A 21,287-nucleotide genomic window follows, 5' to 3' on the forward strand; every position below is an offset into this window, starting at 1 on the left:
AACGGTGACAGAACGATGGCTGCGTGGCGGCGATCATGCACTGCAGCAGGACATGCAGCGACCTGGATGAGCGTCTCTTCACAACATCGAGGCAAAGAAAAAGCGGGCCGAAGCCCGCTTTCTCATTTGCGAAAGCGTGAGGACCAACGGTCCTCACCCACCGCACGATCAGCAGTACCGATTATTCGGCGCTGGCGCCTTCGCCTTCTTCGACGGCCTTCATCGACAGGCGGATACGGCCCTGCTTGTCGACTTCCAGCACCTTGACCTTGACCACATCGCCTTCCTTCAGCTTGTCGCCGACCTTCTCGACGCGCTCGCTGGAGATCTGCGACACGTGGACCAGGCCGTCCTTGCCCGGCAGGATGGTGACGAACGCACCGAAGTCCATGATCTTGGCGACCTTGCCTTCGTAGATGCGGCCCGGCTCGACGTCCGAGGTGATCTGCTCGATGCGGGCCTTGGCAGCCTGGGCAGCGATGGCGTTGACCGACGCGATGACGATGGTGCCGTCGTCCTGGATGTCGATCTGGGTGCCGGTTTCCTTGGTGATCGCCTGGATGGTCGAGCCACCCTTGCCGATCACTTCGCGGATCTTGTCCGGGTGGATCTTGATGGTCAGCAGGCGCGGCGCGTAGTCCGACAGCTCCTCACGCGGAGCGGTCAGGCCGTGGGCCATTTCACCCAGGATGTGCAGACGGCCAGCCTTGGCCTGCTGCAGGGCCTGCTTCATGATCTCTTCGGTGATGCCTTCGATCTTGATGTCCATCTGCAGGGCGGAGATGCCCTCAGCGGTACCGGCCACCTTGAAGTCCATGTCGCCCAGGTGATCTTCGTCACCCAGGATGTCGGACAGGACCACGAAACGGTCGCCTTCCTTGACCAGGCCCATGGCAATACCGGCCACCGGTGCCTTCACCGGCACGCCGGCGTCCATCAGCGCCAGCGACGAGCCGCAGACCGAGGCCATCGACGAGGAACCGTTCGACTCGGTGATTTCCGAGACGACGCGGATGGTGTACGGGAAGGCTTCCAGCGACGGCATGACAGCCAGCACGCCGCGCTTGGCCAGACGACCGTGGCCGATTTCGCGGCGCTTCGGGCCCATCATGCGGCCGCACTCACCCACCGAGAACGGAGGGAAGTTGTAGTGGAACAGGAAGTTTTCCTTGTACTCACCGGCAACGGCGTCGATGACCTGGCCGTCACGGGCGGTGCCCAGCGTGATGGTCACGATGGCCTGGGTTTCGCCACGGGTGAACAGCGAGGAACCGTGGGTACGCGGCAGCACGCCGGTCTTCACGGTGATCGGGCGGACGGTGTCCAGCGCACGGCCGTCGATGCGGACCTTGGTGTCCAGCACCGAGTCACGCATGGTGCGGTATTCCAGCTCGCCGAATTCCTTCGACAGCTCGGCCGGGTTCCAGCCTTCGGCGGCCACGCGGCCGGCCAGGGCTTCGAACACGTCCTTCTTGATCGCCGAGATGGCGTCACGGCGCTGCAGCTTGTCGCGCACCTGGAAGGCTTCGCCCAGGCGCGGGCCGATGGCTTCCTTCAGCGCGGAGATCAGCGCGTCGTTCTTGGCCGGGGCTTCCCAGGTCGACGGCTTGGTGCCAGCTTCGACGGTCAGCTCGTTGATCGCGTTGATGACCTTCTGCATTTCGCGGTGACCGAAAGTCACGGCGCCCAGCATCACTTCTTCGGACAGCAGCGCGGCTTCGGATTCGACCATCAGCACGGCGTTGGAGGTACCGGCGACAACCAGTTCCAGCTGCGAGTCAGCCAGTTCGCTGACGGTCGGGTTCAGGATGTACTCGCCGTTCTTGTAGCCGACCTTGGCAGCGCCGATCGGGCCCATGAACGGGGTGCCGGCCAGGGCCAGCGCAGCCGAGGCGCCGATCAGGGCCGGGATGTCGCCGTCCACGTCCGGGTTCAGCGACATGACCGTGGCGATGATCTGCACTTCGTTCTTGTAGTCTTCCGGGAACAGCGGACGGATCGGACGGTCGATCAGACGCGAGATCAGCGTTTCCTTCTCGGTTGCACGGCCTTCACGCTTGAAGAAACCACCCGGGATGCGGCCGCCGGCGTAGAACTTTTCCTGATAATCGACGGTCAGCGGGAAGAAGTCCTGGCCTTCGCGCGCGCTCTTGGCGGCGACGGCGGTGACCAGCAGTACGGTGTCGTCCATCTTGACGATGACCGCGCCGCTGGCCTGGCGGGCGACTTCGCCGGTCTCAAGCGTGACGGTGTGCTTGCCGTACTGGAAGGTTTTGGTGATTTTTGCCACGGAGGGTGTCCTTGGGGATGCTGTCTGCGAATTTGGACCGTCGGCGACCCTTGCCGCCAGCGGGTGGCCGGATCGTTCCGGCCTGAATCGGGGATTGCGGTGCTACAAAACAAAACCGCGGCGCATCGCTGCGCCGCGGGGGATTCGTTGCTTAGCGACGCAGGCCAAGCTTTTCGATCAGGGCCTTGTAACGCTCGACGTCCTTCTTCTTCAGGTAGTCGAGCAGGCTGCGACGGCGGTTGACCATCTGCAGCAGGCCGCGGCGGCTGTGGTGATCCTTCTTGTGGGTCTTGAAGTGGCCGGTCAGCAGTTCGATGCGGGCGGTCAGCAGGGCAACCTGGACTTCCGGGGAGCCGGTGTCAGCGGCGCTGCGCTTGTTGTCTTCAATGACCTTCTGGGTGTCGATCGACATTTCTTTTTTCTCTGTGATGCGTGGCCGGCAGGAACGCGCTTCGCGCACCGCCAGGCTCGCCGTGGACTACGAGGATGAAACCTGCGCGAGGCAGGTTGCCGGAAAACGGCCGCGAAATTGTAACGGCCAGGGGCTTCCGGGACAAGGACCGGGGCTGAACCACCCTGCCCCGGTCAGAGGTTGAAACGGCGCTGCGGGGCCAGCAGGCCACTGTCGTCGACCTGGCCCAGGCCCTGGACAGCATCGTCCGGACCGAACACGGCCACCAGGCCATGCGGCCAGGACATGTCACGCTGGCGCTGGCCGACGCAGAAACGGTGAGCCTGGGCGGCGTCGAGGTCGACCCGCGGATACTCGGCCAGGCCGGCCGCCAACGGCAGCAGCAGCGCGTCCATGCCCGCCTCGTCGCCGGCCTCGGCCATCACCCGCAGCTGGTCCAGGGTGACCATCACCGGTTCACGGAACGGCTCGACCCACAGCCGTCGCAGCGCACTGATATGGGCGCCGCAGCCCAGGCGTTCGCCGAGGTCGCGTGCCAGGCTGCGGATGTAGGTGCCGGAGCCACAGGTCACGCGCAGCCGCAGCCGTTCCGGCTGCTGCTCGAGTACCTCGATGGCGTGCACCTGGACCTCGCGCTCCGGGGCCTCGATGGCCTCGCCGCGGCGGGCCTTCACATACAACGGTTCACCGCCCTGCTTCAGCGCCGAATAGATCGGAGCCCGCTGGCGGATGTTCCCCGTCAGTGGCGCCAGCGCAGCCTGCAGGGCCTCGGCGCTGATCGCCGGCACCGGGCGCTGCAGCAGTACCTGGCCCTCGGCATCATCGGTGTCCGTGGTCTGGCCGAGGACGATCTCGGCATCGTACGCCTTGGCCGAACCCAGCAGCAGGCCGGCGATCTTGGTCGCCTCGCCGAAGCATAGCGGTAGCAGGCCGGTGGCCAACGGGTCGAGGCTGCCGGTGTGGCCACCCTTCTCGGCACGGAACAGGCGGCGCGCCACCTGCAGGGCGGCGTTGGAGCTCATGCCGGTCGACTTGTCGAGCAGCAGGATGCCATCCAGGCGGCGGAACTGAATTCGGGTCATGACAGGATGTTGTAGAGCCGAGCCATGCTCGGCTGCAGCGGCGCGGCCCGCACAGGCATCGCGTTGCCGGAATGGAAAGACGCCGGGCATGGGCCCGGCGCTAGCTTATTCTTCGTCGCTCTCGCGACGCTTCTCCGCGGCCAGCGTATCGGGCAGGTCGCGCAGGATGTTGTCGATGTGCTCACCACGGTCGACCGAATCGTCGTAGTGGAAATGCAGCTCCGGCACGTGGCGCAGCTTCATCGCACGGGCCAGGTCCATGCGCAGGCGGTAGCCCAGCTCCTTCAGGCCGGCCACGGCTTCAGCCGAGCGTTCCGGCATCAGGGCGGTGACGAACACCTTGGCATGGGCCATGTCGCGGGTGATTTCCACGTCGGACACGCTCACCGAGGGCAACCCGTGCTCGCGCACGGCGTTGTGCACCAGGGTGCCGAGCTCACGGCGCAGCTGGGCGGAGACACGGTCGGTTCGATGGAAAGTCTTGGGCACGAGGAGCTCTTGGTTCAGTTGTCGCCCGACCAACGGTGGGGCACTACCTTTGATTCGATTGTCGCCCGACCAACGGCCGGGCGCTACAGGTACATGGTAGGGCCCGACCGTTGGTCGGGCCACCTTGCAGCATTACAGGGTGCGCGGCACTTCGATACGCTCGAAGCACTCGATCTGGTCGCCCGGCTTGACGTCGTTGTAGGCCTTCACCGCGATACCGCATTCGGTACCGTTGCGGACTTCCTCGACGTTCTCCTTGAAGCGACGCAGCGATTCCAGCTCGCCCTCGAAGATCACCACGCTGTCGCGCAGCACGCGGATCGGCTTGTTGCGCTTGACCACGCCCTCGATGACCATCGAGCCGGCAACGGCGCCCAGCTTGGAGCTGCGGAAGACGTCGCGGACCTCGGCGATACCGATGATCTCTTCGCGGATCTCCACGCCCAGCAGACCGGATGCCACCTGCTTCACCTGATCGATCACGTCATAGATGATCGAGAAGTAACGCAGGTCGACGCCGTTGGATTCAATGATGCGGCGGGCCGAAGCATCCGCACGCACGTTGAAGCCGATGACGGTGGCCTTCGAAGCAGCCGCCGAGTTGGCGTCCGATTCGGTGATGCCGCCGACGCCGGAGTGGATCACGTTGATGCGGATGTCTTCGTTGGACAGCGCGACCAGTGCCTGGCTCAGGGCCTGCACCGAACCCTGCACGTCGGCCTTGATGACCAGGTTGAGGACCTGCTGGCCCTCGCCCTTGCCCAGGGTCGCCATGATGTCTTCCATGCGGCTGCCAGCGGTGGCGACCAGGCGCGACTCACGACGCTTGGTCTCACGCTGCTGCGCAACATCCTTGGCCAGGCGCTCGTCCTCGACCACCACGAAGTCGTCTCCGGCTTCCGGCACACCGGACAGGCCCAGGACCTGCACCGGGATCGACGGGCCGGCGAACTCCGGCTGCTTGCCGGTTTCGTCGAACAGCGCACGCACGCGGCCGTACTGGATACCGCACACCAGGTAGTCGCCCTTCTTCAGGCGGCCCTGCTGCACCAGCACCGTAGCGACCGGGCCGCGGCCCTTGTCCAGCGACGATTCGATCACCACGCCCGAGGCGCGGCCTTCGTCGACGGCCTTCAGTTCCAGCAGTTCGGCCTGCACCGACACCGCGTCCAGCAGGTCGTCGATGCCCAGGCCGGTCTTGGCCGAGATCTCCACCATCTGGATGTCACCACCGAACTCTTCGGCCACGACCTGCTCGGAGAGCAGCTCGTTCTTGACCCGCATCGGATCGGCACCGGACTTGTCGATCTTGTTGATCGCCACGATCAGCGGCACACCCGCCGAACGGGCGTGCTGGATCGCTTCCTTGGTCTGCGGCATGACGCCGTCGTCGGCAGCAACCACCAGCACCACGATGTCGGTCAGCTTGGCGCCGCGGGCACGCATCGAGGTGAACGCGGCGTGGCCCGGGGTATCCAGGAAGCTGATGACGCCCTTGGGCGTTTCGACGTGATAGGCACCGATATGCTGGGTGATGCCGCCGGCTTCGCCGTGGGCAACCTTGGTGCGGCGGATGTAGTCCAGCAGCGAGGTCTTGCCGTGGTCGACGTGCCCCATGATGGTGACCACCGGCGGGCGCTGCACGGCTTCGCCCTGGTTTTCACCGGTCGAAGCCAGCAGCGCGTCTTCGGCATCGTTGTCGTTGGCACGGATCGCCTTGTGGCCGAGTTCTTCGGTCACCAGCGCAGCGGTGTCGTGGTCGATGGACTGGGTGATGGTCGCCATCACGCCCATCTTGAACAGCGCCTTCACCACCTCGCCGCCCTTCAGCGCGAGCTTCTGCGCCAGGTCGGCCACGGTGATGGTCTCGCCGATCGCGACTTCACGCACGACCGGGGCGGTCGGGCGTTCGAACGCGTGCGGGCCGGCATTGTTGCCACCACGCGACATGTCGCGACGGCCACCGGACTGGTTGCGGCCACCCGGACGTCCACGCGAATTGCTGTTGTTGCTGTTGCCGCGACGCGCACGATCGGCGGCCGACAGGTGCATCTGGCCGGCGAAGCGGTCGCCCGGGCCACGCTCGTTGCGCGGCGCGCTGCGGTTGTTGCGCTCGTCGTTGCGCGGCGGCGGCGGCGGAGCACCACGCGGCGCAGCCGGGGCGGCGGCCGGGGCGCGCGGCGGGCGCGGCGCGGTTTCGTCGATCGGAGCACGCTTGGGCTTGCTGGCGGCCAGTGCCTCGGCCGCCTTGGCCGCAGCCGCAGCTTCCTCGGCAGCCTTCTTCTCGGCTTCGGCGCGTTCCTTGGCGGCGGCCTCTTCCTCACGGGCACGGACGATGGCCTCGTCGCGCAGACGATCCTTCTCGGCCAGGGCCTGCTGTTCGGCGAGGTTGCGCGCACGCGACTCTTCCAGCTTGCGCAGGATGTCGGCGCGCTCTTCGTCCGGCGTCATGGCGCGAGCACCATCCTTGACGTAGGTACGCTTCTGGCGCACCTCGACATTCACGGTCGTCTTGCTGCGACCGGAATTGACCGTCACTTCCTGCTGCTTCCGGCGGTTGAGCGTGATCTTCTTCGCAGACTGATCGGTCTCTTCCGGGGCCTGCTCGGGCTTGCCGTGCGAACGACGAAGGAAGCCCAGGAGCTTTACCTTCTCGGAGCTGGTCACGACCTGGTCGGGACCGCTGAACTTCATGCCGGCACCGGCCAGCTGTTCCAGCAGTTTTTCGACCGGCGTGTTGACCAGTTCGGCAAGCTTGCGGATGGTGGTTTGCTGCGACATTCGGATCCTATGATCTTGTGGGCGCCCCCCCGCATCTGGAGGTGGCGCGGATTCTACGCCCTGAGCGGCTCAGGGCCCTGTTCATTGCCGGCTCATTCGCCGCGTTCCAGTCGGGCGATCTCCTCGGCACGGGCGGCCAGGATCAGCGCAGCGGCGCGCGCCTGATCCAGTCCTTCGATGCCGAAGTCCATGACCTCGTCGGCGGCCAGGTCGGACAGGTCCTCGCTGGTACGCACGCCGTGGCCGGCCAGCGCATATGCGGTGGCTTCGTCCATGCCCTTCAGGGACAGCAGGTCCTGCGCCGGCTGGCCGTCTTCAAGGCCTTCCTCGACTGCCAGGGCCTCATTGAGCAGCGCATCGCGGGCACGAGCGCGCAGCTCTTCGACGATGTCCTCGTCGAAACCTTCCACGGCCAGCAGTTCGCCGACCGGGACATATGCGATTTCCTCGACGGTGCCGAAGCCTTCGCTGACCAGGATGCCGGCGATTTCCTCGTCCACTTCCAGCTTGTCCATGAACAGCTGGCGGGCGGCAGCCTGCTCGGCCTCCGACTTGGCAGTGACCTGGTCCTGGGTCATCACGTTGAGCTGCCAGCCGGTCAGGCGGCTGGCCAGGCGCACGTTCTGGCCGCCCTTGCCGATCGCCTGGGCCAGGCGGTCTTCGGCAACGGCCAGGTCCATCGAGTGCTTGTCCTCATCGACGATGATCGACTGCACTTCGGCCGGCGCCATCGCGTTGATGACGAAGTTGGCCGGGTTGTCGTTCCACAGCACGATGTCCACGCGCTCGCCATTGAGCTCGTTGGACACGGCCTGCACGCGCGAACCGCGCATGCCGATGCAGGCACCGATCGGATCGGTGCGCTGGTCGTGGGCCAGCACGGCGATCTTGGCGCGGTCGCCCGGATCGCGGGCGCAGGCCTTGATTTCGACCAGGCCCTGGCCGACTTCCGGCACTTCCAGCTTGAACAGCTCGATCATGAACTCCGGCGCGGCGCGGCTGATGAACAGCTGCGGGCCACGCGGCTCCGAGCGCACTTCGGCCAGGTAGCCGCGCACGCGGTCGCCGGCACGCAGCACGTCGCGCGGAATGCCCTTGTCCTTAGGAATGAAGCCTTCGGCATTGCCACCGAGGTCGACGTAGATGTTGCCGCGCTCGGCGCGCTTGACCACACCGGTGATCAGCTCACCCACGCGATCCTTCCATGCATCCACGACCTGCTGGCGCTCGGCTTCGCGCACGCGCTGGACGATGACCTGCTTGGCGGCCTGGGCAGCGATGCGGCCGAAGTCCGGGTTCTCGATCTGCTCTTCGATGTAGTCGCCGACCTCGACGCCTTCGGCCTCGTCGACGGCGTCCATCAGGCGGATCTGGCGATCCGGGGATTCCATGACCACGTCATCGGCCACCACTTCCCAGCGGCGGAAGGTTTCGTAGCTGCCATCCTTGTGGTCGATGACCACGCGGGTCAGCACTTCCTCCTCGGGATAGCGCTTCTTCGCTGCCGAGGCCAGGGCGGCCTCGATGGCATCGAAGATCACTTCACGCGGCACGCCCTTCTCGTTGGCGACTGCGTCGACTACCAGCAACAGTTCCTTGCTCATTGGCTCACTCCGCGCGCGGCTTCTTTGCCGCCGGCTCGTTGGAAGAAGAATTCGTGTTCGGCTTCGGACGCTTCGGTGCCGGACCGGTCGGCTTGCTCGGGGCCAGCCCCAGCGCCACCCAGTCGGGCATGATCCGTGCCTTGTCGATGTTGTCGGCCGACACGACCACTTCAGCCTTGTCGACGATGAAGGTGATGGTGCCCGCGGCCTCGTCGATCGCTTCGATGCGGCCCTGCAGGCGACGACGGTTGTCCTGCGGCAGCTTCAGCGTCACCTTGGCCGATTCACCCTGGTGGCGGCCGAACTGCTCCAGGTTGAACAGCGGACGGTCCACGCCCGGCGAGGACACTTCCAGCGTGTAATTGCCGCTGATCGGGTCTTCGACGTCCAGCTGCGCCGAGACTTCGCGGCTGACCCGCTCGCAGTCGTCGACATTGATGATGCGCTCGGGCTGTTCAGCCAGCGGCACGTCGATGTAAAGGCGCAGGGTCGCACCGCCGGGGGCCGGCAGATACTCAACGCCCAGCAGCTCCAGGCCCAGCGACACAACGGTCGGGGCGAGCAGATTCGCGATGTCGGTTGCCTTGTCGCTCACAGCCTGCCTTGATCTCTATGGTTGGGTGCCGGCCTTGGCCGGCGTGGAAACATGACGCCCCGGAAACGACAAAGGGCCCGTTGGGCCCCTTTTCCGGAAAGACTCCGGTGACTGGATTCCGGTTGCAACCTGCATTGCCTGCCGGTTGCGGCCCTCCTTCCGGGTCCGGACTCCCGCTGGGAGGCCGCCTTCAGGGGTACTGCTAGGCCGCTGATGATAGCGGCTGCACCGCGCTGGTGCAAGGTGCGGGGCCGGGTCAGATCCCTTTTCCATACCGGAAGTCGAGCATGGCTCGACCCTACAAAAACGGAACCCGCCCAAAGAAAAACGCCCTCGAAGCAGGACTTCGAAGGCGATCTTCTTACTTGGTAGCGGGGGCAGGATTTGAACCTGCGACCTTCGGGTTATGAGCCCGACGAGCTGCCAGACTGCTCCACCCCGCATCAGAAGCGGAATTATGAGCGATGGCTCCAAAAACTGCAAGCCTTCCCTCATTCATCAAACCGGTTGGCGCCGATCGGAAGTTGGTAGCGGGGGCAGGATTTGAACCTGCGACCTTCGGGTTATGAGCCCGACGAGCTGCCAGACTGCTCCACCCCGCACCGGAAGTGTTTGAACTGCTGCCCTGCTCTTTCGAGGAGGGCTACCGCAACGATGTTCTGGCTGAACCGCTGCAGTGACAACTCAGGCTGCGCATATTACACGAATCGCGCAGCTTTGTGTCAACTTTTATGCAAGATGCGCAAATGCCTGCTGGCACCAGACCATGATCGGGTTCCAGGCCAGGCCCAGGGCCAGCAGCGCCAGGGCATTGACGCCCAGCACCACACCCAGCACGCGGTCGTTGTTGCGCGGCATGGCCTCGCCCACCGGCTCATCGAAGTACATGACCTTGATGACGCGCAGGTAGTAGAAGCAGCCGACCACGGCGCACAGCACGCCCAGGATGGCCAGCCACAGCAGGCCGCCGTTGACGGCCGCGCCCAGCACCGCCAGCTTGGTCCAGAAGCCCAGGAACGGCGGGATGCCGGCCAGCGACGCCATGATGCACAGCACCAGGCCGGCCATCCACGGGTTGCGGGCATTGAGGCCCTTGAAGTCCTCGATGTTCTCGGCTTCAAAGCCGGCACGCGACAGCGCGATGATCGCGCCGAAGGCGGCGGTCGACATGATGGCGTAGGCCAGTGCGTAGAACAGCGCAGCGGCATAGCCCTGTGCGCCACCACCGGCGATGCCCATCAGCAGGAAGCCGATGTGCGAAACGGTGGAGAACGCCAGCATGCGCTTGAGATTGCTCTGCGCGATGGCCATCAGGTTGCCGATGACCAGCGAGACTGCGGCCAGCCCGGCGATCAGCAGCTGCAGTTCCGTCGACAGCGGGCCCACGCCCATTTCCAGCAGGCGGTAGGCCATGCCGAAGGCGGCCAGCTTCGGCGCCGAGCTGATGAACAGCGCGATCGGTGCCGGGGCACCCTGGTACACGTCCGGCAGCCACATGTGGAACGGTGCCGCACCCAGCTTGAAGGCGACGCCGGCGATCATGAACACCGCACCGGTGATCAGCAGCACGCGCTCTTCCGAGTGCGGGATGGCGTCACGGATGACGTCCAGGTGCAGGCTGCCGGTAGCGCCGTAGATCAGCGACATGCCGTACAGCAGCAGGCCAGAGGCCAGCGAGCCGAGCACGATGTACTTCATCGCCGCTTCCGAGGCCAGGCCGTTTTCGCGGTTGCTGGCGACCAGGGCGTAGGAGCACAGCGCCAGCAGTTCCAGGCCCAGGTAGACCATCAGCAGGCTGCCGGCCGACACCAGGATCATCATGCCGGCGGTGCCGAACAGGATCAGCACCGGGATCTCGCCCTGGAACAGGTTGCGGTCACGCAGATAACGCCAGCCATAGACCAGGGTCAGGCCGCTGAGCAGCACGATCCCGGTCTTCATCACGTCCGCGGCGGTATCGCGCACGAACATGCCATGGAAGACCTCGCCCTGCCCGCCCACGCCGGTGGCCAGCATGAACAGCACCACGGCCAGCGCAGCGAGCGAGAACAGGTGGGTGACGATCTTGTTCCGGTTGCTGACGAACAGGTCGAGGATCATCAGGGCGAAGGCGCTGCCGATCAGCACCAGCTCGGGAGCGAGCGGTGGCAGGTCAGCGGCGGTCAATGGCAGCAGCGGCGAGGTGGTCATCATCAAATCCTGGAATTACAGCAGCTTGCTGGATGCGATCTGCATCGCCAGCTTCGCGATCGAGGGCTCCATCAGGTCGGTCAGCGGCTTGGGATAGATGCCCAGGGCCAGCACGCCGATGGCGAACACGCCCAGCACCAGCCATTCGCGGCCGTTGATGTCCTTCAGTTCGGCAACATGGCTGTTGGCCACTTCACCGAAGAAGATGCGCTTGTACAGCCACAGGGTGTAGGCGGCGCCGATGATCAGGGTGGTGGCCGCGCCCAGCGCGATCCACGGATTACGCTGGAAGGCCGAGAGGATGACCATGAACTCGCCGACGAAACCGCTGGTACCGGGCAGGCCCGCGTTGGCCATGAAGAACAGCATGGCGAAGGTGGCGAACCACGGCATCACGTTGACCACGCCGCCGTAATCGGCGATGCGGCGGCTGTGCATGCGGTCGTACAGCACGCCGACGCAGGAGAACATAGCGCCGGACACGAAGCCGTGCGAGATCATCTGCACCATGGCGCCCTGCAGGCCCAGGCGGGCGGCATCGGCGTTGCCGGCTTCACGCACCAGCCACAGGGCAATGAAGGTGCCCAGGGTGACGAAGCCCATGTGCGCGATCGACGAATAGGCGATCAGCTTCTTCATGTCGTCCTGCACCAGGGCGACCAGGCCAACGTAGATCACTGCGATCAACGACAGCGCGATCACCAGCCAGGCCCATTCCTGCGAAGCGTCCGGGACGATCGGCAGGTTGAAGCGCAGGAAGCCATAGCCACCGATCTTCAGGGCGATGGCGGCCAGGATCACCGAACCGGCGGTCGGCGCTTCCACGTGGGCGTCCGGCAGCCAGGTATGGACCGGGAACATCGGCACCTTGACCGCGAAGGCGATCAGGAACGCGAAGAAGATCCAGGTCTGTTCCTTGGCCGACAGCGGCAGTGCATACAGGTCGGCCAGCTGGAAGCTGCCGCCCTTCATGTACAGGTAGATCAACGCCACCAGCATCAGCACCGAGCCGAGGAAGGTGTACAGGAAGAACTTCAGCGCAGCGTAGATGCGGCGCGGGCCGCCCCAGACACCGATGATCAGGAACATCGGGATCAGCATGGCTTCGAAGAACACGTAGAACAGCATCGCGTCCGTCGCCGCGAAGATACCGACCGTGACGCCTTCCAGGATCAGGAAGGCCGCCACGTACTGGTTCACGCGCTTGTCGATGGCGCTCCAGGCGCCGATCAGGGCAAGCACGCTGACCAGGGTGGTCAGCAGGATCAGCGCCACGGCAATGCCGTCCACGCCCAGGTTGTAGCCGATCTTGTACGCCGGGATCCACGCATGGGTCTCGACGAACTGCAGACCGTCGATGCCCGCGTTGTAGCTGCTCAGCAGCGAGAGGCTCGCCACGAACGTCAGCACCGCTACGCCCAGCGACGCCCAGCGGGCGGTCTGCGCATCACGGATCGCAAGGATCAGGGCGCCACCGATGATCGGCAGCCAGATGAGGACACTGAGTAGAGGCCAGTTCGACACGTCTTCTTATTCCGTACAGGTCATCAACGCAGGTAATGCATCAGCACGCCCAGCAGGGCAATCAGGCCGATGATCATCGCGAAGGCGTAGTGATAGAGGAAACCGGATTGGGTACGACGCAGCACGCCGGCTGCGACGTCCACAACGCGTGCCGAGAGATTGACCACGCCGTCGACGATGTTGCTGTCGATCCAGCGCGAGACCTTGCCCAGCTTGACGCTGCCACCGGCAAAGCCATCGATCCACAGCTTGTCGAAGCCGTACTTGTTTTCCAGCACCGACACCAGCGGAGCGAAGGCCTTGCGCGCCTTGCCCGACAGGTCCGGCTTCCACAGGTAGAACAGTACGGCCAGCAGGAAGCCCGCGACGGTCAGCATGAACGCCGGAGCCATCATGCCGTGCAGCGCGAAGGCGACCGGGCCGTGGAACTCCTCACCCAGGAAGCCGATGGTGTTCTTGGCCGGATCGTAGAAGTCGACGATGCCGGTGAAGAACGTATGCGCCTGGCCCTTGATGGCATCGTGGGCATGGTGGCCGGCCCAGTCGGTGCCGTACAGCATCGGACCGATGCTGAAGAAACCGATGGCGATCGACGGGATGGCCAGCAGGATCAGCGGCAGGGTCACCACCCACGGGGTTTCGTGCGGCTCATGCGGACCGTGGCCATGGCCGTGGTCATCGTGATGCGCATCGCCGTGGTGGGCGTCGGCGGCGTGGTGATCGTCATGGCCGTGACCATGATCGTCATGATGCACGTCGCGGAAACGCTCCTTGCCGTGGAAGGTCAGGAACAGCAGGCGGAAGCTGTAGAAGCTGGTGACGATCACGCCACCCAGCACTGCCCAGTAGCCGTAGGTGGCCACCCAGTTGTTGGACAGGTGCGCGTGCAGCTCGGCGGCCTCGATGATGGTGTCCTTCGAGTAGAAGCCGGACAAGAACGGCGTACCCACCAGTGCCAGCGTACCGATCCACATGGTGATGAAGGTGATCGGCATGTACTTGCGCAGGCCACCCATCTTGCGCATGTCCTGCTCGTGGTGCATGGCAATGATGACCGAGCCGGCACCCAGGAACAGCAGCGCCTTGAAGAAGGCGTGGGTCATCAGGTGGAACACGGCTGCCGAGTAGGCCGACACGCCCAGTGCAACCGTCATGTAGCCCAGCTGCGACAGCGTGGAGTACGCGACGACGCGCTTGATGTCGTTCTGCACGATGCCGATCAGGCCAGTGAAGAAGGCGGTGGTGGCACCGATGAACAGCACGAAATTCAGCGCGGTCTGCGACAGCTCGAACAGCGGCGACATGCGGGTGACCATGAAGATGCCGGCGGTCACCATCGTCGCGGCGTGGATCAGTGCCGAGATCGGGGTCGGGCCTTCCATCGAGTCGGGCAGCCACACGTGCAGCGGGACCTGGGCCGACTTGCCCATGGCACCGATGAACAGGCAGATACAGATGACGGTGGCGATCGACCAGATCACCGGCTCGTTCAGCAGCTGCATGCCCAGGAGGGTGCCGTCCCAGATCTGCAGCTGGGCGCGCGGGTCGGCCAGCATGCCGGCCTGCGAGAACACCTGCGAGTAGTCCAGGGTGCCGAACACCCACAGCACGCCGGCGATGCCGAGCAGGAAGCCGAAGTCACCGACGCGGTTGACCAGGAACGCCTTCATGTTGGCGAAGATCGCGGTCGGGCGCTTGAACCAGAAGCCGATCAGCAGGTACGACACCAGGCCCACCGCTTCCCAGCCAAAGAACAGCTGCAGGAAGTTGTTGCTCATCACCAGGGTGAGCATCGAGAACGTGAACAGCGAGATGTAGCTGAAGAACCGCTGGTAGCCCGGATCGTCCTGCATGTAGCCGATCGTGTAGATGTGGACCAGCAGCGACACGAAGGTCACCACCACCATCATCATCGCGGTCAGCTTGTCGACCATGAAGCCGACGTGGGCCGAGTACTGGCCGACTTCGAAGAACGTGTAGATGTTCTGGTTGAACGGCTGCGCGCCGCCCCACATCAACTGGTAGAACGTGTACATCGACAGGCCGCAGGCCACCGCGACGCCGAGGATGGTGATGGTCTGCGCGCCGAAGCGCTTGACCTGGCGACCGAACAGGCCGGCGATGATGCTGCCGAACAGCGGTGCGAGCACCACTGCGATCAACAGACTCTTGGAGAGAGTGATTTCCATCTGTGGATCAGCCCTTCAACGAATCGACTTCGCCGACATTGATCGTGCGGCGGGTACGGAACAGGGTCACCAGGATCGCCAGGCCGATGGCGGCTTCCGCGGCGGCGACGGTCAGGATGAAGAACACGAACAGCTGGCCGGACGGATCGCCCAGCTGGCGCGAGAAGCCGACGAAGTTGATGTTCACCGACAGCAGCATCAGTTCGATCGACATCAGCAGGACGATGACGTTCTTCCGGTTGAGGAAGATGCCGGCCAGGCTGATGGCGAACAGCACCGCGCCAAGCGCAAGGATGTGGCCAAGGGTAATCACGGCTGGGTCTCCTCGCCGGTGGCCGGCTTGCTGTTGCTGTGCACGACCGGTGCTTCGGCACCCATCTTGACCATGCGCAGGCGCTGGCCGGCCTTGACCATGGTCTGCTCGCCCGGGTTCTGGCTCTTGACGCCGGTACGGCGGCGCAGGGTCAACATCACGGCGGCAACCACGGCCACGGTCAGGATGACGGCGGCGAACTCGAACGGCAGCAGGTACTCGGTGAACAGCGTGCGTGCCAGCCAGGTGATGTTGGAACTGTCGGCGGCGACCGCAGCGGCGTTGTCGGCCGGGAACGGCGTGACCGAGCGTGCCTTGACGCCGATCAGGATCAGCATCTGCGCCAGCATCGCCACCGCCACAATGAGGCCGACCGGCAGGTAGCGCACCCAGCCCTCACGCAGCTTGGTGGGGTCGATGTCCAGCATCATCACCACGAACAGGAACAGCACCATCACCGCGCCAACGTAGACCAGCACCAGCGCCACGCCGAGGAACTCGGCGCCCACCAGCAGCCACACGCAGGCAATGGAGAAGAAGGTCAGCACCAGGCAGAGCACGGCGTGAACCGGGTTGCGCACGCTGATCACCGCACCGGCCGAAACCGTTGCCGCGATGGCGAACACCCAGAAAGCGATATTTACCCAATCCATCTCTCGACCTCAGCGGTAAGCGGCATCGGCGGCACGACGCTCGGCGATCTCGGACTCGAGACGGTCGCCAAGGGCCAGCAGCTGCGGCTTGGTAACGATGTTTTCCCCACGGTTCTCGAAGTGGTACTCGAGGATGTGGGTTTCGACGATCGAGTCCACCGGGCAGCTTTCTTCGCAGAAGCCGCAGAAGATGCACTTGAACAGGTCGATGTCGTAGCGGGTGGTGCGGCGGGTGCCGTCCTCGCGCTTGGCCGAGTCGATGGTGATGGCCAGCGCCGGGCACACCGCTTCACACAGCTTGCAGGCAATGCAGCGCTCTTCGCCGTTGGGATAACGGCGCAGGGCGTGCAGGCCGCGGAAGCGCGGCGACTGCGGGAACTTCTCCATCGGGTACATCATCGTGTACTTCGGCTTGAAGCTGTACTTCAGCGTCAGCCAGAGGCCGGCCAGCAGTTCGAGCAGCAGCAGGCTCTTGAAGTAATGGGTAATCCTGTTCATCACTTAGACGCCCTTTTGAATCACGCCGAAGAACACCATGACGGCGGTAACCGCGATCCACAGAATGGCCAGCGGGATGAAGACCTTCCAGCCCAGGCGCATGATCTGGTCATAGCGGAAGCGCGGGAAGCTGGCACGGAACCAGATGTAGGCACTGGCGAAGAAGAACACCTTGACGAACAACCACGGTGCACCGCCCTTCCAGATCCAGTCGACCAGCGGCGAGACATTGCCGAAATCGACCCAGCCCTGGACCGGGCTCAGCCAGCCGCCGAGGAAGAAGATCGAGATCAGGAAGCTGATCAGGATCATGTTCGCGTATTCGGCCAGGAAGAACAGGGCGAAGGCGCCGCCGGAGTACTCGACCATGTGGCCGGCAACGATTTCCGACTCGCCTTCCACCACGTCGAACGGCGCGCGGTTGGTTTCAGCCACGCCCGACACCCAGTAGATGACGAACAGCGGGAACAGCGGCAGCAGGAACCAGTCGAAGAAACCGGAGCTGCCGGCCTGCGCAGCGACGATGTTGCTCAGGTTCAGGCTGCCGGCGGCGATCATCACACCGACCAGGGCGAAGCCCATGGCGATTTCGTAGCTGATCATCTGCGCCGAGGCGCGCATGGCACCCAGGAACGCGTACTTCGAGTTCGATGCCCAACCGGCCAGGATGATGCCGTAGATGCCCAGCGAGGTCATCGCCAGCAGGTACAGCAGGCCGGCGTTGGCATTGGACAGCACGATCTGCGAATCGAAGGGCACCACCGACCAGGCCGCGAAGGCGGGGGCCAGGGTGATCAGCGGGGCCAGCAGATAGATCGCCTTGTTGGCGCTGCTCGGCTGGACCACTTCCTTGAACAGCAGCTTGAAGACGTCGGCGAAGGCCTGGAAGATGCCCATGCCCACGTACATCGGGCCGTGGCGGACGTGCATCCAGCCGATCAGCTTGCGTTCCCAGACCACGTAGAAGGCCACCGAGATGATCACCGGCACGGCGATCACCAGGATCTTCAGGATGATCCAGATCAGCGCGCCGATGTCACCGAGGCCCAGCAGCCACTGGTGCAGCGGGTCGACCGCGTTCAACAGCAATTCGTTCATGCAGCCACCACCGATACGCGAGCGGCACCCAGCGGCGCGGTCGCGCCGTGGCCCGATTCAATCCAGACCGAACCCGCAGCGACGCGGGCGTCGACCACCACCGGCAGGGTGGCCTTGCCGGCGTCGGTGCCGACCTTGGCCATCTGCCCTTCCTGCAGCTGCAGGCGAGCGGCATCTTCTGCGTTCAGCACGATGCGCGGGGCGTTGTTGAGCGGATGCGACTGCAGTGCCGGCGCGCGACGGACCACCGCATCGGTGCGGTAGATCGCGGCGGTCGAAGCCACTTCCAGGCCTTCACCGGCAACTGCCGGCTGCGCCGAAGCAGCGACGGTGACCGACACCGGGGCCAGGCTGGCACGCAGGCCGGCCAGGTCGGTGAAGTCGAAACCGGCCAGGGCCATGTCGCCGCCCAGTGCGCGCAGCACGCGCCAGCCTTCGCGGGCCTCGCCCGGCAGCTTGCCGCCGGCACGGGCCGACTGCTCGCGACCATCGAGGTTGGTCAGGGTGGCATCGATTTCCGGCAGCGCACCGATCGGCAGGATCACGTCGGCAACGTCGCGGGTCGAGGCGCAGGCGAACTGGCTGAAGGCCACCACCTGCGCACCGGCCAGCGCCTTGCGGGCGGCCGGGGCGTCGGCGAAGTCCAGGCCCGGCTCAAGGCCGTACACCACGTAGGCCTGGCGCGGCTGCGCCAGCATCGCGGCGACGTCCTTGCCAGCCGGCAGCACGCCGGCGCGGGTCAGGCCAACGGCGTTGGCGCCCTGCGGGATGCGGCACAGCTTGGCACCGGTAGCGGCAGCGAAGTCACGCGCGGCAGCGCGGATCGCGGCAGCCTGCGGGTGGTTCTCGGCGATGCCACCAACGATCAGCACGGTGTTGTTGCCGCCCTGCACTGCCGAACGCAGCTCGGCGTTGGCCAGCGCGTCGACGAACTTCGACGGGGCAACGATCTGCTTGCCGGCGACACTGAAGGCGAAGTCGAAGTCCACCGGATTGACGACGTGGATCTTCGCGCCCTTGGTGGTCTGCGCCTTGCGCAGGCGAGCGTGCAGCAGCGGCAGTTCGTGGCGGATGTTGCTGCCCAGGACCACGATGCGGTCGGCGCCCTCGATCTCGGCCAGCGGCAGGCCGAACACTTCGGCGGTTGCGGCGTCGGAGAAATCGCGGTTGTTGATGCGGTGGTCGATGTTGCCCGAGCCCAGGCCCTTGGCCAGGCGGGCCAGCAGTGCGCCTTCCTCGTTCGAGGTCGACGGGTGCACCAGCAAGCCCAGGTTGTCGCCCTGGTTGGCCTTGAGGATTTCGGCGGCCGCGGCCAGGCCTTCGGCCCAGCTCACTTCCCTCCACTCGCCGTTGACCTTGCGCAGCGGCTTGACCGCACGGTCTTCGCTGTACAGGCCCTGGTGCGAGTAGCGGTCACGGTCGGACAGCCAGCACTCGTTCACGGCTTCGTTGTCGCGCGGCACGGTGCGCAGCACTTCGCCGCGACGCACGTGCAGGAACAGGTTCGAACCCATCGCGTCGTGATAGCCCAGCGACTCGCGCGCGGTCAGTTCCCACGGGCGGGCGCGGAACTGGAACACCTTGTTGGTCAGCGCGCCGACCGGGCAGACGTCGACGACGTTGCCGGACAGCTCGGTGGTCAGCGGCTTGCCGTCGAAGGTACCGATCTGCAGGTTCTCACCGCGGTACATGCCACCCAGTTCGTAGGTACCGGCAACGTCGGCGGTGAAGCGGACGCAGCGGGTGCACTGGATGCAGCGGGTCATCTCGGTGGCAACCAGCGGACCCATGTCCTCGTCAGGCACCACGCGCTTGCGCTCGTTGAAGCGGCTGACCGAACGGCCATAGCCCAGCGACACGTCCTGCAGCTCGCACTCGCCGCCCTGATCACAGATCGGGCAGTCCAGCGGGTGGTTGATGAGCAGGAACTCCATCACCGAGCGCTGGAACTTCAGCGCCTTTTCGCTGCGGGTGGCGACCTTCATGCCGTCCATCACCGGGGTGGCACAGGCCGGCGCCGGCTTCGGCGACTTCTCCACGTCCACCAGGCACATGCGGCAGTTGGCGGCGATCGGCAGCTTCTCGTGATAGCAGAAGCGCGGAATCGGAATGCCGGCCTTGTCGGCCGCCTGGATGATCATCGAGCCCTTGGGCACGACCAGCGACTTGCCATCGATCTCGATGGTGACGTGATCGGGTGGGACGCTCGGATTTACGGGTTGCGCGCTCATGCAGCGGCTGCCTCCACCTTCTTGCCGTCAACCATCGAATGACCGTTGACGATGTAGTACTCGAACTCGTCCCAGAACTGGCGCAGGAAGCCCTGGATGGGCCATGCAGCCGCTTCGCCGAACGCACAGATGGTGTGGCCTTCGATCTGCCCGGCCACTGCCTTCAGCTGGTGCAGGTCTTCCATCGTGGCCTTGCCGGCGACGATGCGCTCCAGCACGCGGTGCATCCAGCCGGTGCCTTCACGGCACGGGGTGCACTGGCCGCAGGATTCCTTGTGGAAGAACTGGCTGATGCGGCAGGCGAACTTGACGCAGCAGACGCTGTCGTCGAGCACGACGATCGCACCCGAGCCCAGGCCGGAGCCCAGCGCACGGATGGTGTCGTAGTCCATCGGCAGGCCCTTCAGCTCGGCCGCGGTCAGCACCGGCATCGACACGCCGCCCGGGATCGCGCCCTTGAGCTTGCGGCCCGGACGCAGGCCACCGGCCATTTCCAGCAGGTCGTCGAAGGTGGTGCCCAGCGGCACTTCGAAGTTGCCGCCGTTCTGCACGCAGCCGGACACCGAGAAGCACTTCGGGCCACCGTTGGCGGTCAGGCTCAGGCCCTTGAACCACTCCGGGCCGTTGCGGATGATCGCCGGCACCGAACCGTAGGTTTCGGTGTTGTTGATCGTCGACGGCTTGCCGTACAGGCCGAAGTTGGCCGGGAACGGCGGCTTGTAGCGCGGCTGGCCCTTCTTGCCTTCCAGCGATTCCATCAGCGCGGTTTCTTCGCCGCAGATGTACGCGCCGGCGCCCAGCGCGCCGTAGATGTCGATGTCCACGCCGCTGCCGAGGATGTTCTTGCCCAGCCAGCCGTTCGCATAGGCGTCGGCCAGGGCCTGCTCGAAGTGCTCGAACGGCTCGTGGTGGAATTCACCGCGCAGGTAGTTGTAGCCCACGGTCGAACCGGTGGCGTAGCAGGCGATCGCCATGCCTTCCACGACCGAATGCGGGTTGTAGCGCAGGATGTCGCGATCCTTGCAGGTGCCCGGCTCGGATTCGTCCGAGTTGCAGAGGATGTACTTCTGCATGTTGCCCTTGGGCATGAACGACCACTTCAGGCCGGTCGGGAAGCCGGCGCCACCGCGGCCGCGCAGGCCCGAGGCCTTGACCATCTCGATGACCTGCTCCGGCGTGATCTTCTCTTCGAGGATCTTGCGCAGGGCAGCGTAGCCACCGGTCTTCAGGTAGCTTTCGTACGACCACGGGGTGTCGTAATGCAGGGTGGTATAGACCACCTGGTGCGGCAGCGGCGCGGGGCCGACCGGACCCTTGGATTCGTGGTGATGTGCCATG

Annotated in this window: 16 protein-coding genes and 2 tRNA genes; all 18 read right to left on the reverse strand. The window is 65.0% G+C overall.

All coding sequences use genetic code 11. The features are described 5' to 3' along the window. Window positions 1-181: 181 nt before the first annotated feature. A complete protein-coding gene (gene pnp / locus ACUDTM_RS06590; RefSeq protein WP_005417884.1) occupies window positions 182-2,290 on the reverse strand; it encodes a polyribonucleotide nucleotidyltransferase in 2,109 nt (702 codons plus the stop codon). Window positions 2,291-2,441: 151 nt separating this feature from the next. Next, window positions 2,442-2,702, reverse strand: coding sequence for a 30S ribosomal protein S15 (rpsO, locus tag ACUDTM_RS06595; RefSeq protein WP_005417886.1), 261 nt, complete (start codon window positions 2,700-2,702; stop codon window positions 2,442-2,444). 173 nt (window positions 2,703-2,875) lie between these two features. Next, complete coding sequence (gene truB / locus ACUDTM_RS06600) at window positions 2,876-3,784, reverse strand: tRNA pseudouridine(55) synthase TruB (protein ID WP_134972535.1); 909 nt, start codon at window positions 3,782-3,784, stop codon at window positions 2,876-2,878. A gap of 105 nt (window positions 3,785-3,889) precedes the next feature. Continuing rightward, window positions 3,890-4,273 carry a 30S ribosome-binding factor RbfA gene (gene rbfA, locus ACUDTM_RS06605; protein ID WP_005410447.1) on the reverse strand — a complete coding sequence of 128 codons (384 nt, stop codon included), beginning with the start codon at window positions 4,271-4,273 and terminating at the stop codon, window positions 3,890-3,892. A 132-nt stretch (window positions 4,274-4,405) separates the two neighbouring features. Beyond that, a complete protein-coding gene (gene infB, locus ACUDTM_RS06610; RefSeq protein ID WP_053499259.1) occupies window positions 4,406-7,054 on the reverse strand; it encodes a translation initiation factor IF-2 in 2,649 nt (882 codons plus the stop codon). Window positions 7,055-7,146: 92 nt separating this feature from the next. After that, window positions 7,147-8,658 carry a transcription termination factor NusA gene (gene nusA, locus ACUDTM_RS06615; RefSeq protein ID WP_005417911.1) on the reverse strand — a complete coding sequence of 504 codons (1,512 nt, stop codon included), beginning with the start codon at window positions 8,656-8,658 and terminating at the stop codon, window positions 7,147-7,149. Window positions 8,659-8,662: 4 nt separating this feature from the next. After that, on the reverse strand, window positions 8,663-9,253 hold the full coding sequence (gene rimP / locus ACUDTM_RS06620) for a ribosome maturation factor RimP (protein ID WP_005417913.1): 591 nt from the start codon (window positions 9,251-9,253) through the stop codon (window positions 8,663-8,665). A gap of 366 nt (window positions 9,254-9,619) precedes the next feature. Beyond that, window positions 9,620-9,696, reverse strand: a tRNA-Met gene (locus tag ACUDTM_RS06625). A gap of 82 nt (window positions 9,697-9,778) precedes the next feature. Then, a tRNA-Met gene (locus ACUDTM_RS06630) sits at window positions 9,779-9,855 on the reverse strand. Between the two features lie 127 nt (window positions 9,856-9,982). Next, window positions 9,983-11,443 (reverse strand): NADH-quinone oxidoreductase subunit NuoN, encoded by a 1,461-nt coding sequence (nuoN, locus tag ACUDTM_RS06635; RefSeq protein ID WP_049415243.1) that lies wholly within the window; start codon window positions 11,441-11,443, stop codon window positions 9,983-9,985. A gap of 15 nt (window positions 11,444-11,458) precedes the next feature. Then, window positions 11,459-12,967: an NADH-quinone oxidoreductase subunit M gene (locus ACUDTM_RS06640; RefSeq protein ID WP_227836938.1), complete on the reverse strand. Its 1,509-nt coding sequence runs from the start codon at window positions 12,965-12,967 to the stop codon at window positions 11,459-11,461. 23 nt (window positions 12,968-12,990) lie between these two features. Beyond that, window positions 12,991-15,156 (reverse strand): NADH-quinone oxidoreductase subunit L, encoded by a 2,166-nt coding sequence (gene nuoL, locus ACUDTM_RS06645; protein WP_445391220.1) that lies wholly within the window; start codon window positions 15,154-15,156, stop codon window positions 12,991-12,993. A gap of 7 nt (window positions 15,157-15,163) precedes the next feature. Next, a complete protein-coding gene (gene nuoK, locus ACUDTM_RS06650; RefSeq protein ID WP_005417921.1) occupies window positions 15,164-15,469 on the reverse strand; it encodes an NADH-quinone oxidoreductase subunit NuoK in 306 nt (101 codons plus the stop codon). Then, window positions 15,466-16,122 (reverse strand): NADH-quinone oxidoreductase subunit J, encoded by a 657-nt coding sequence (locus ACUDTM_RS06655; protein ID WP_005417923.1) that lies wholly within the window; start codon window positions 16,120-16,122, stop codon window positions 15,466-15,468. The genes nuoK and ACUDTM_RS06655 overlap by 4 nt, the downstream gene beginning before the upstream one ends. 9 nt (window positions 16,123-16,131) lie before the next feature. Further along, window positions 16,132-16,620 (reverse strand): NADH-quinone oxidoreductase subunit NuoI, encoded by a 489-nt coding sequence (nuoI, locus tag ACUDTM_RS06660; protein ID WP_005417924.1) that lies wholly within the window; start codon window positions 16,618-16,620, stop codon window positions 16,132-16,134. Between the two features lie 3 nt (window positions 16,621-16,623). After that, window positions 16,624-17,718 carry an NADH-quinone oxidoreductase subunit NuoH gene (gene nuoH, locus ACUDTM_RS06665; protein ID WP_072168488.1) on the reverse strand — a complete coding sequence of 365 codons (1,095 nt, stop codon included), beginning with the start codon at window positions 17,716-17,718 and terminating at the stop codon, window positions 16,624-16,626. Then, the gene (nuoG, locus tag ACUDTM_RS06670) at window positions 17,715-19,949 is read right to left on the reverse strand and encodes an NADH-quinone oxidoreductase subunit NuoG (RefSeq protein WP_111007443.1); all 2,235 of its coding nucleotides are present in this window, start codon (window positions 19,947-19,949) and stop codon (window positions 17,715-17,717) included. The genes nuoH and nuoG overlap by 4 nt, the downstream gene beginning before the upstream one ends. Next, entirely contained in the window at window positions 19,946-21,286 is a 1,341-nt protein-coding gene (gene nuoF, locus ACUDTM_RS06675; protein ID WP_072168489.1) for an NADH-quinone oxidoreductase subunit NuoF, read from the reverse strand. Before nuoF ends, nuoG begins: the two co-directional genes overlap by 4 nt. Window position 21,287: the final 1 nt, after the last annotated feature.

The sequence above is a fragment of the Stenotrophomonas maltophilia group sp. vghtpe118 genome, from assembly GCF_052605195.1.

What these genes read in the sequence shown, in the direction of transcription:
- rpsO (WP_005417886.1), bottom strand. Translation starts at nt 2,702, where the DNA reads ATGTCGATCGACACCCAGAAGGTCATTGAAGACAACAAGCGCAGCGCC.
- truB (WP_134972535.1), bottom strand. Translation starts at nt 3,784, where the DNA reads ATGACCCGAATTCAGTTCCGCCGCCTGGATGGCATCCTGCTGCTCGAC.
- infB (WP_053499259.1), bottom strand. Translation starts at nt 7,054, where the DNA reads ATGTCGCAGCAAACCACCATCCGCAAGCTTGCCGAACTGGTCAACACG.
- nusA (WP_005417911.1), bottom strand. Translation starts at nt 8,658, where the DNA reads ATGAGCAAGGAACTGTTGCTGGTAGTCGACGCAGTCGCCAACGAGAAG.
- nuoN (WP_049415243.1), bottom strand. Translation starts at nt 11,443, where the DNA reads ATGACCACCTCGCCGCTGCTGCCATTGACCGCCGCTGACCTGCCACCG.
- nuoL (WP_445391220.1), bottom strand. Translation starts at nt 15,156, where the DNA reads ATGGAAATCACTCTCTCCAAGAGTCTGTTGATCGCAGTGGTGCTCGCA.
- ACUDTM_RS06655 (WP_005417923.1), bottom strand. Translation starts at nt 16,122, where the DNA reads ATGGATTGGGTAAATATCGCTTTCTGGGTGTTCGCCATCGCGGCAACG.
- nuoI (WP_005417924.1), bottom strand. Translation starts at nt 16,620, where the DNA reads ATGAACAGGATTACCCATTACTTCAAGAGCCTGCTGCTGCTCGAACTG.
- nuoH (WP_072168488.1), bottom strand. Translation starts at nt 17,718, where the DNA reads ATGAACGAATTGCTGTTGAACGCGGTCGACCCGCTGCACCAGTGGCTG.
- nuoG (WP_111007443.1), bottom strand. Translation starts at nt 19,949, where the DNA reads ATGAGCGCGCAACCCGTAAATCCGAGCGTCCCACCCGATCACGTCACC.
- nuoF (WP_072168489.1), bottom strand. Translation starts at nt 21,286, where the DNA reads ATGGCACATCACCACGAATCCAAGGGTCCGGTCGGCCCCGCGCCGCTG.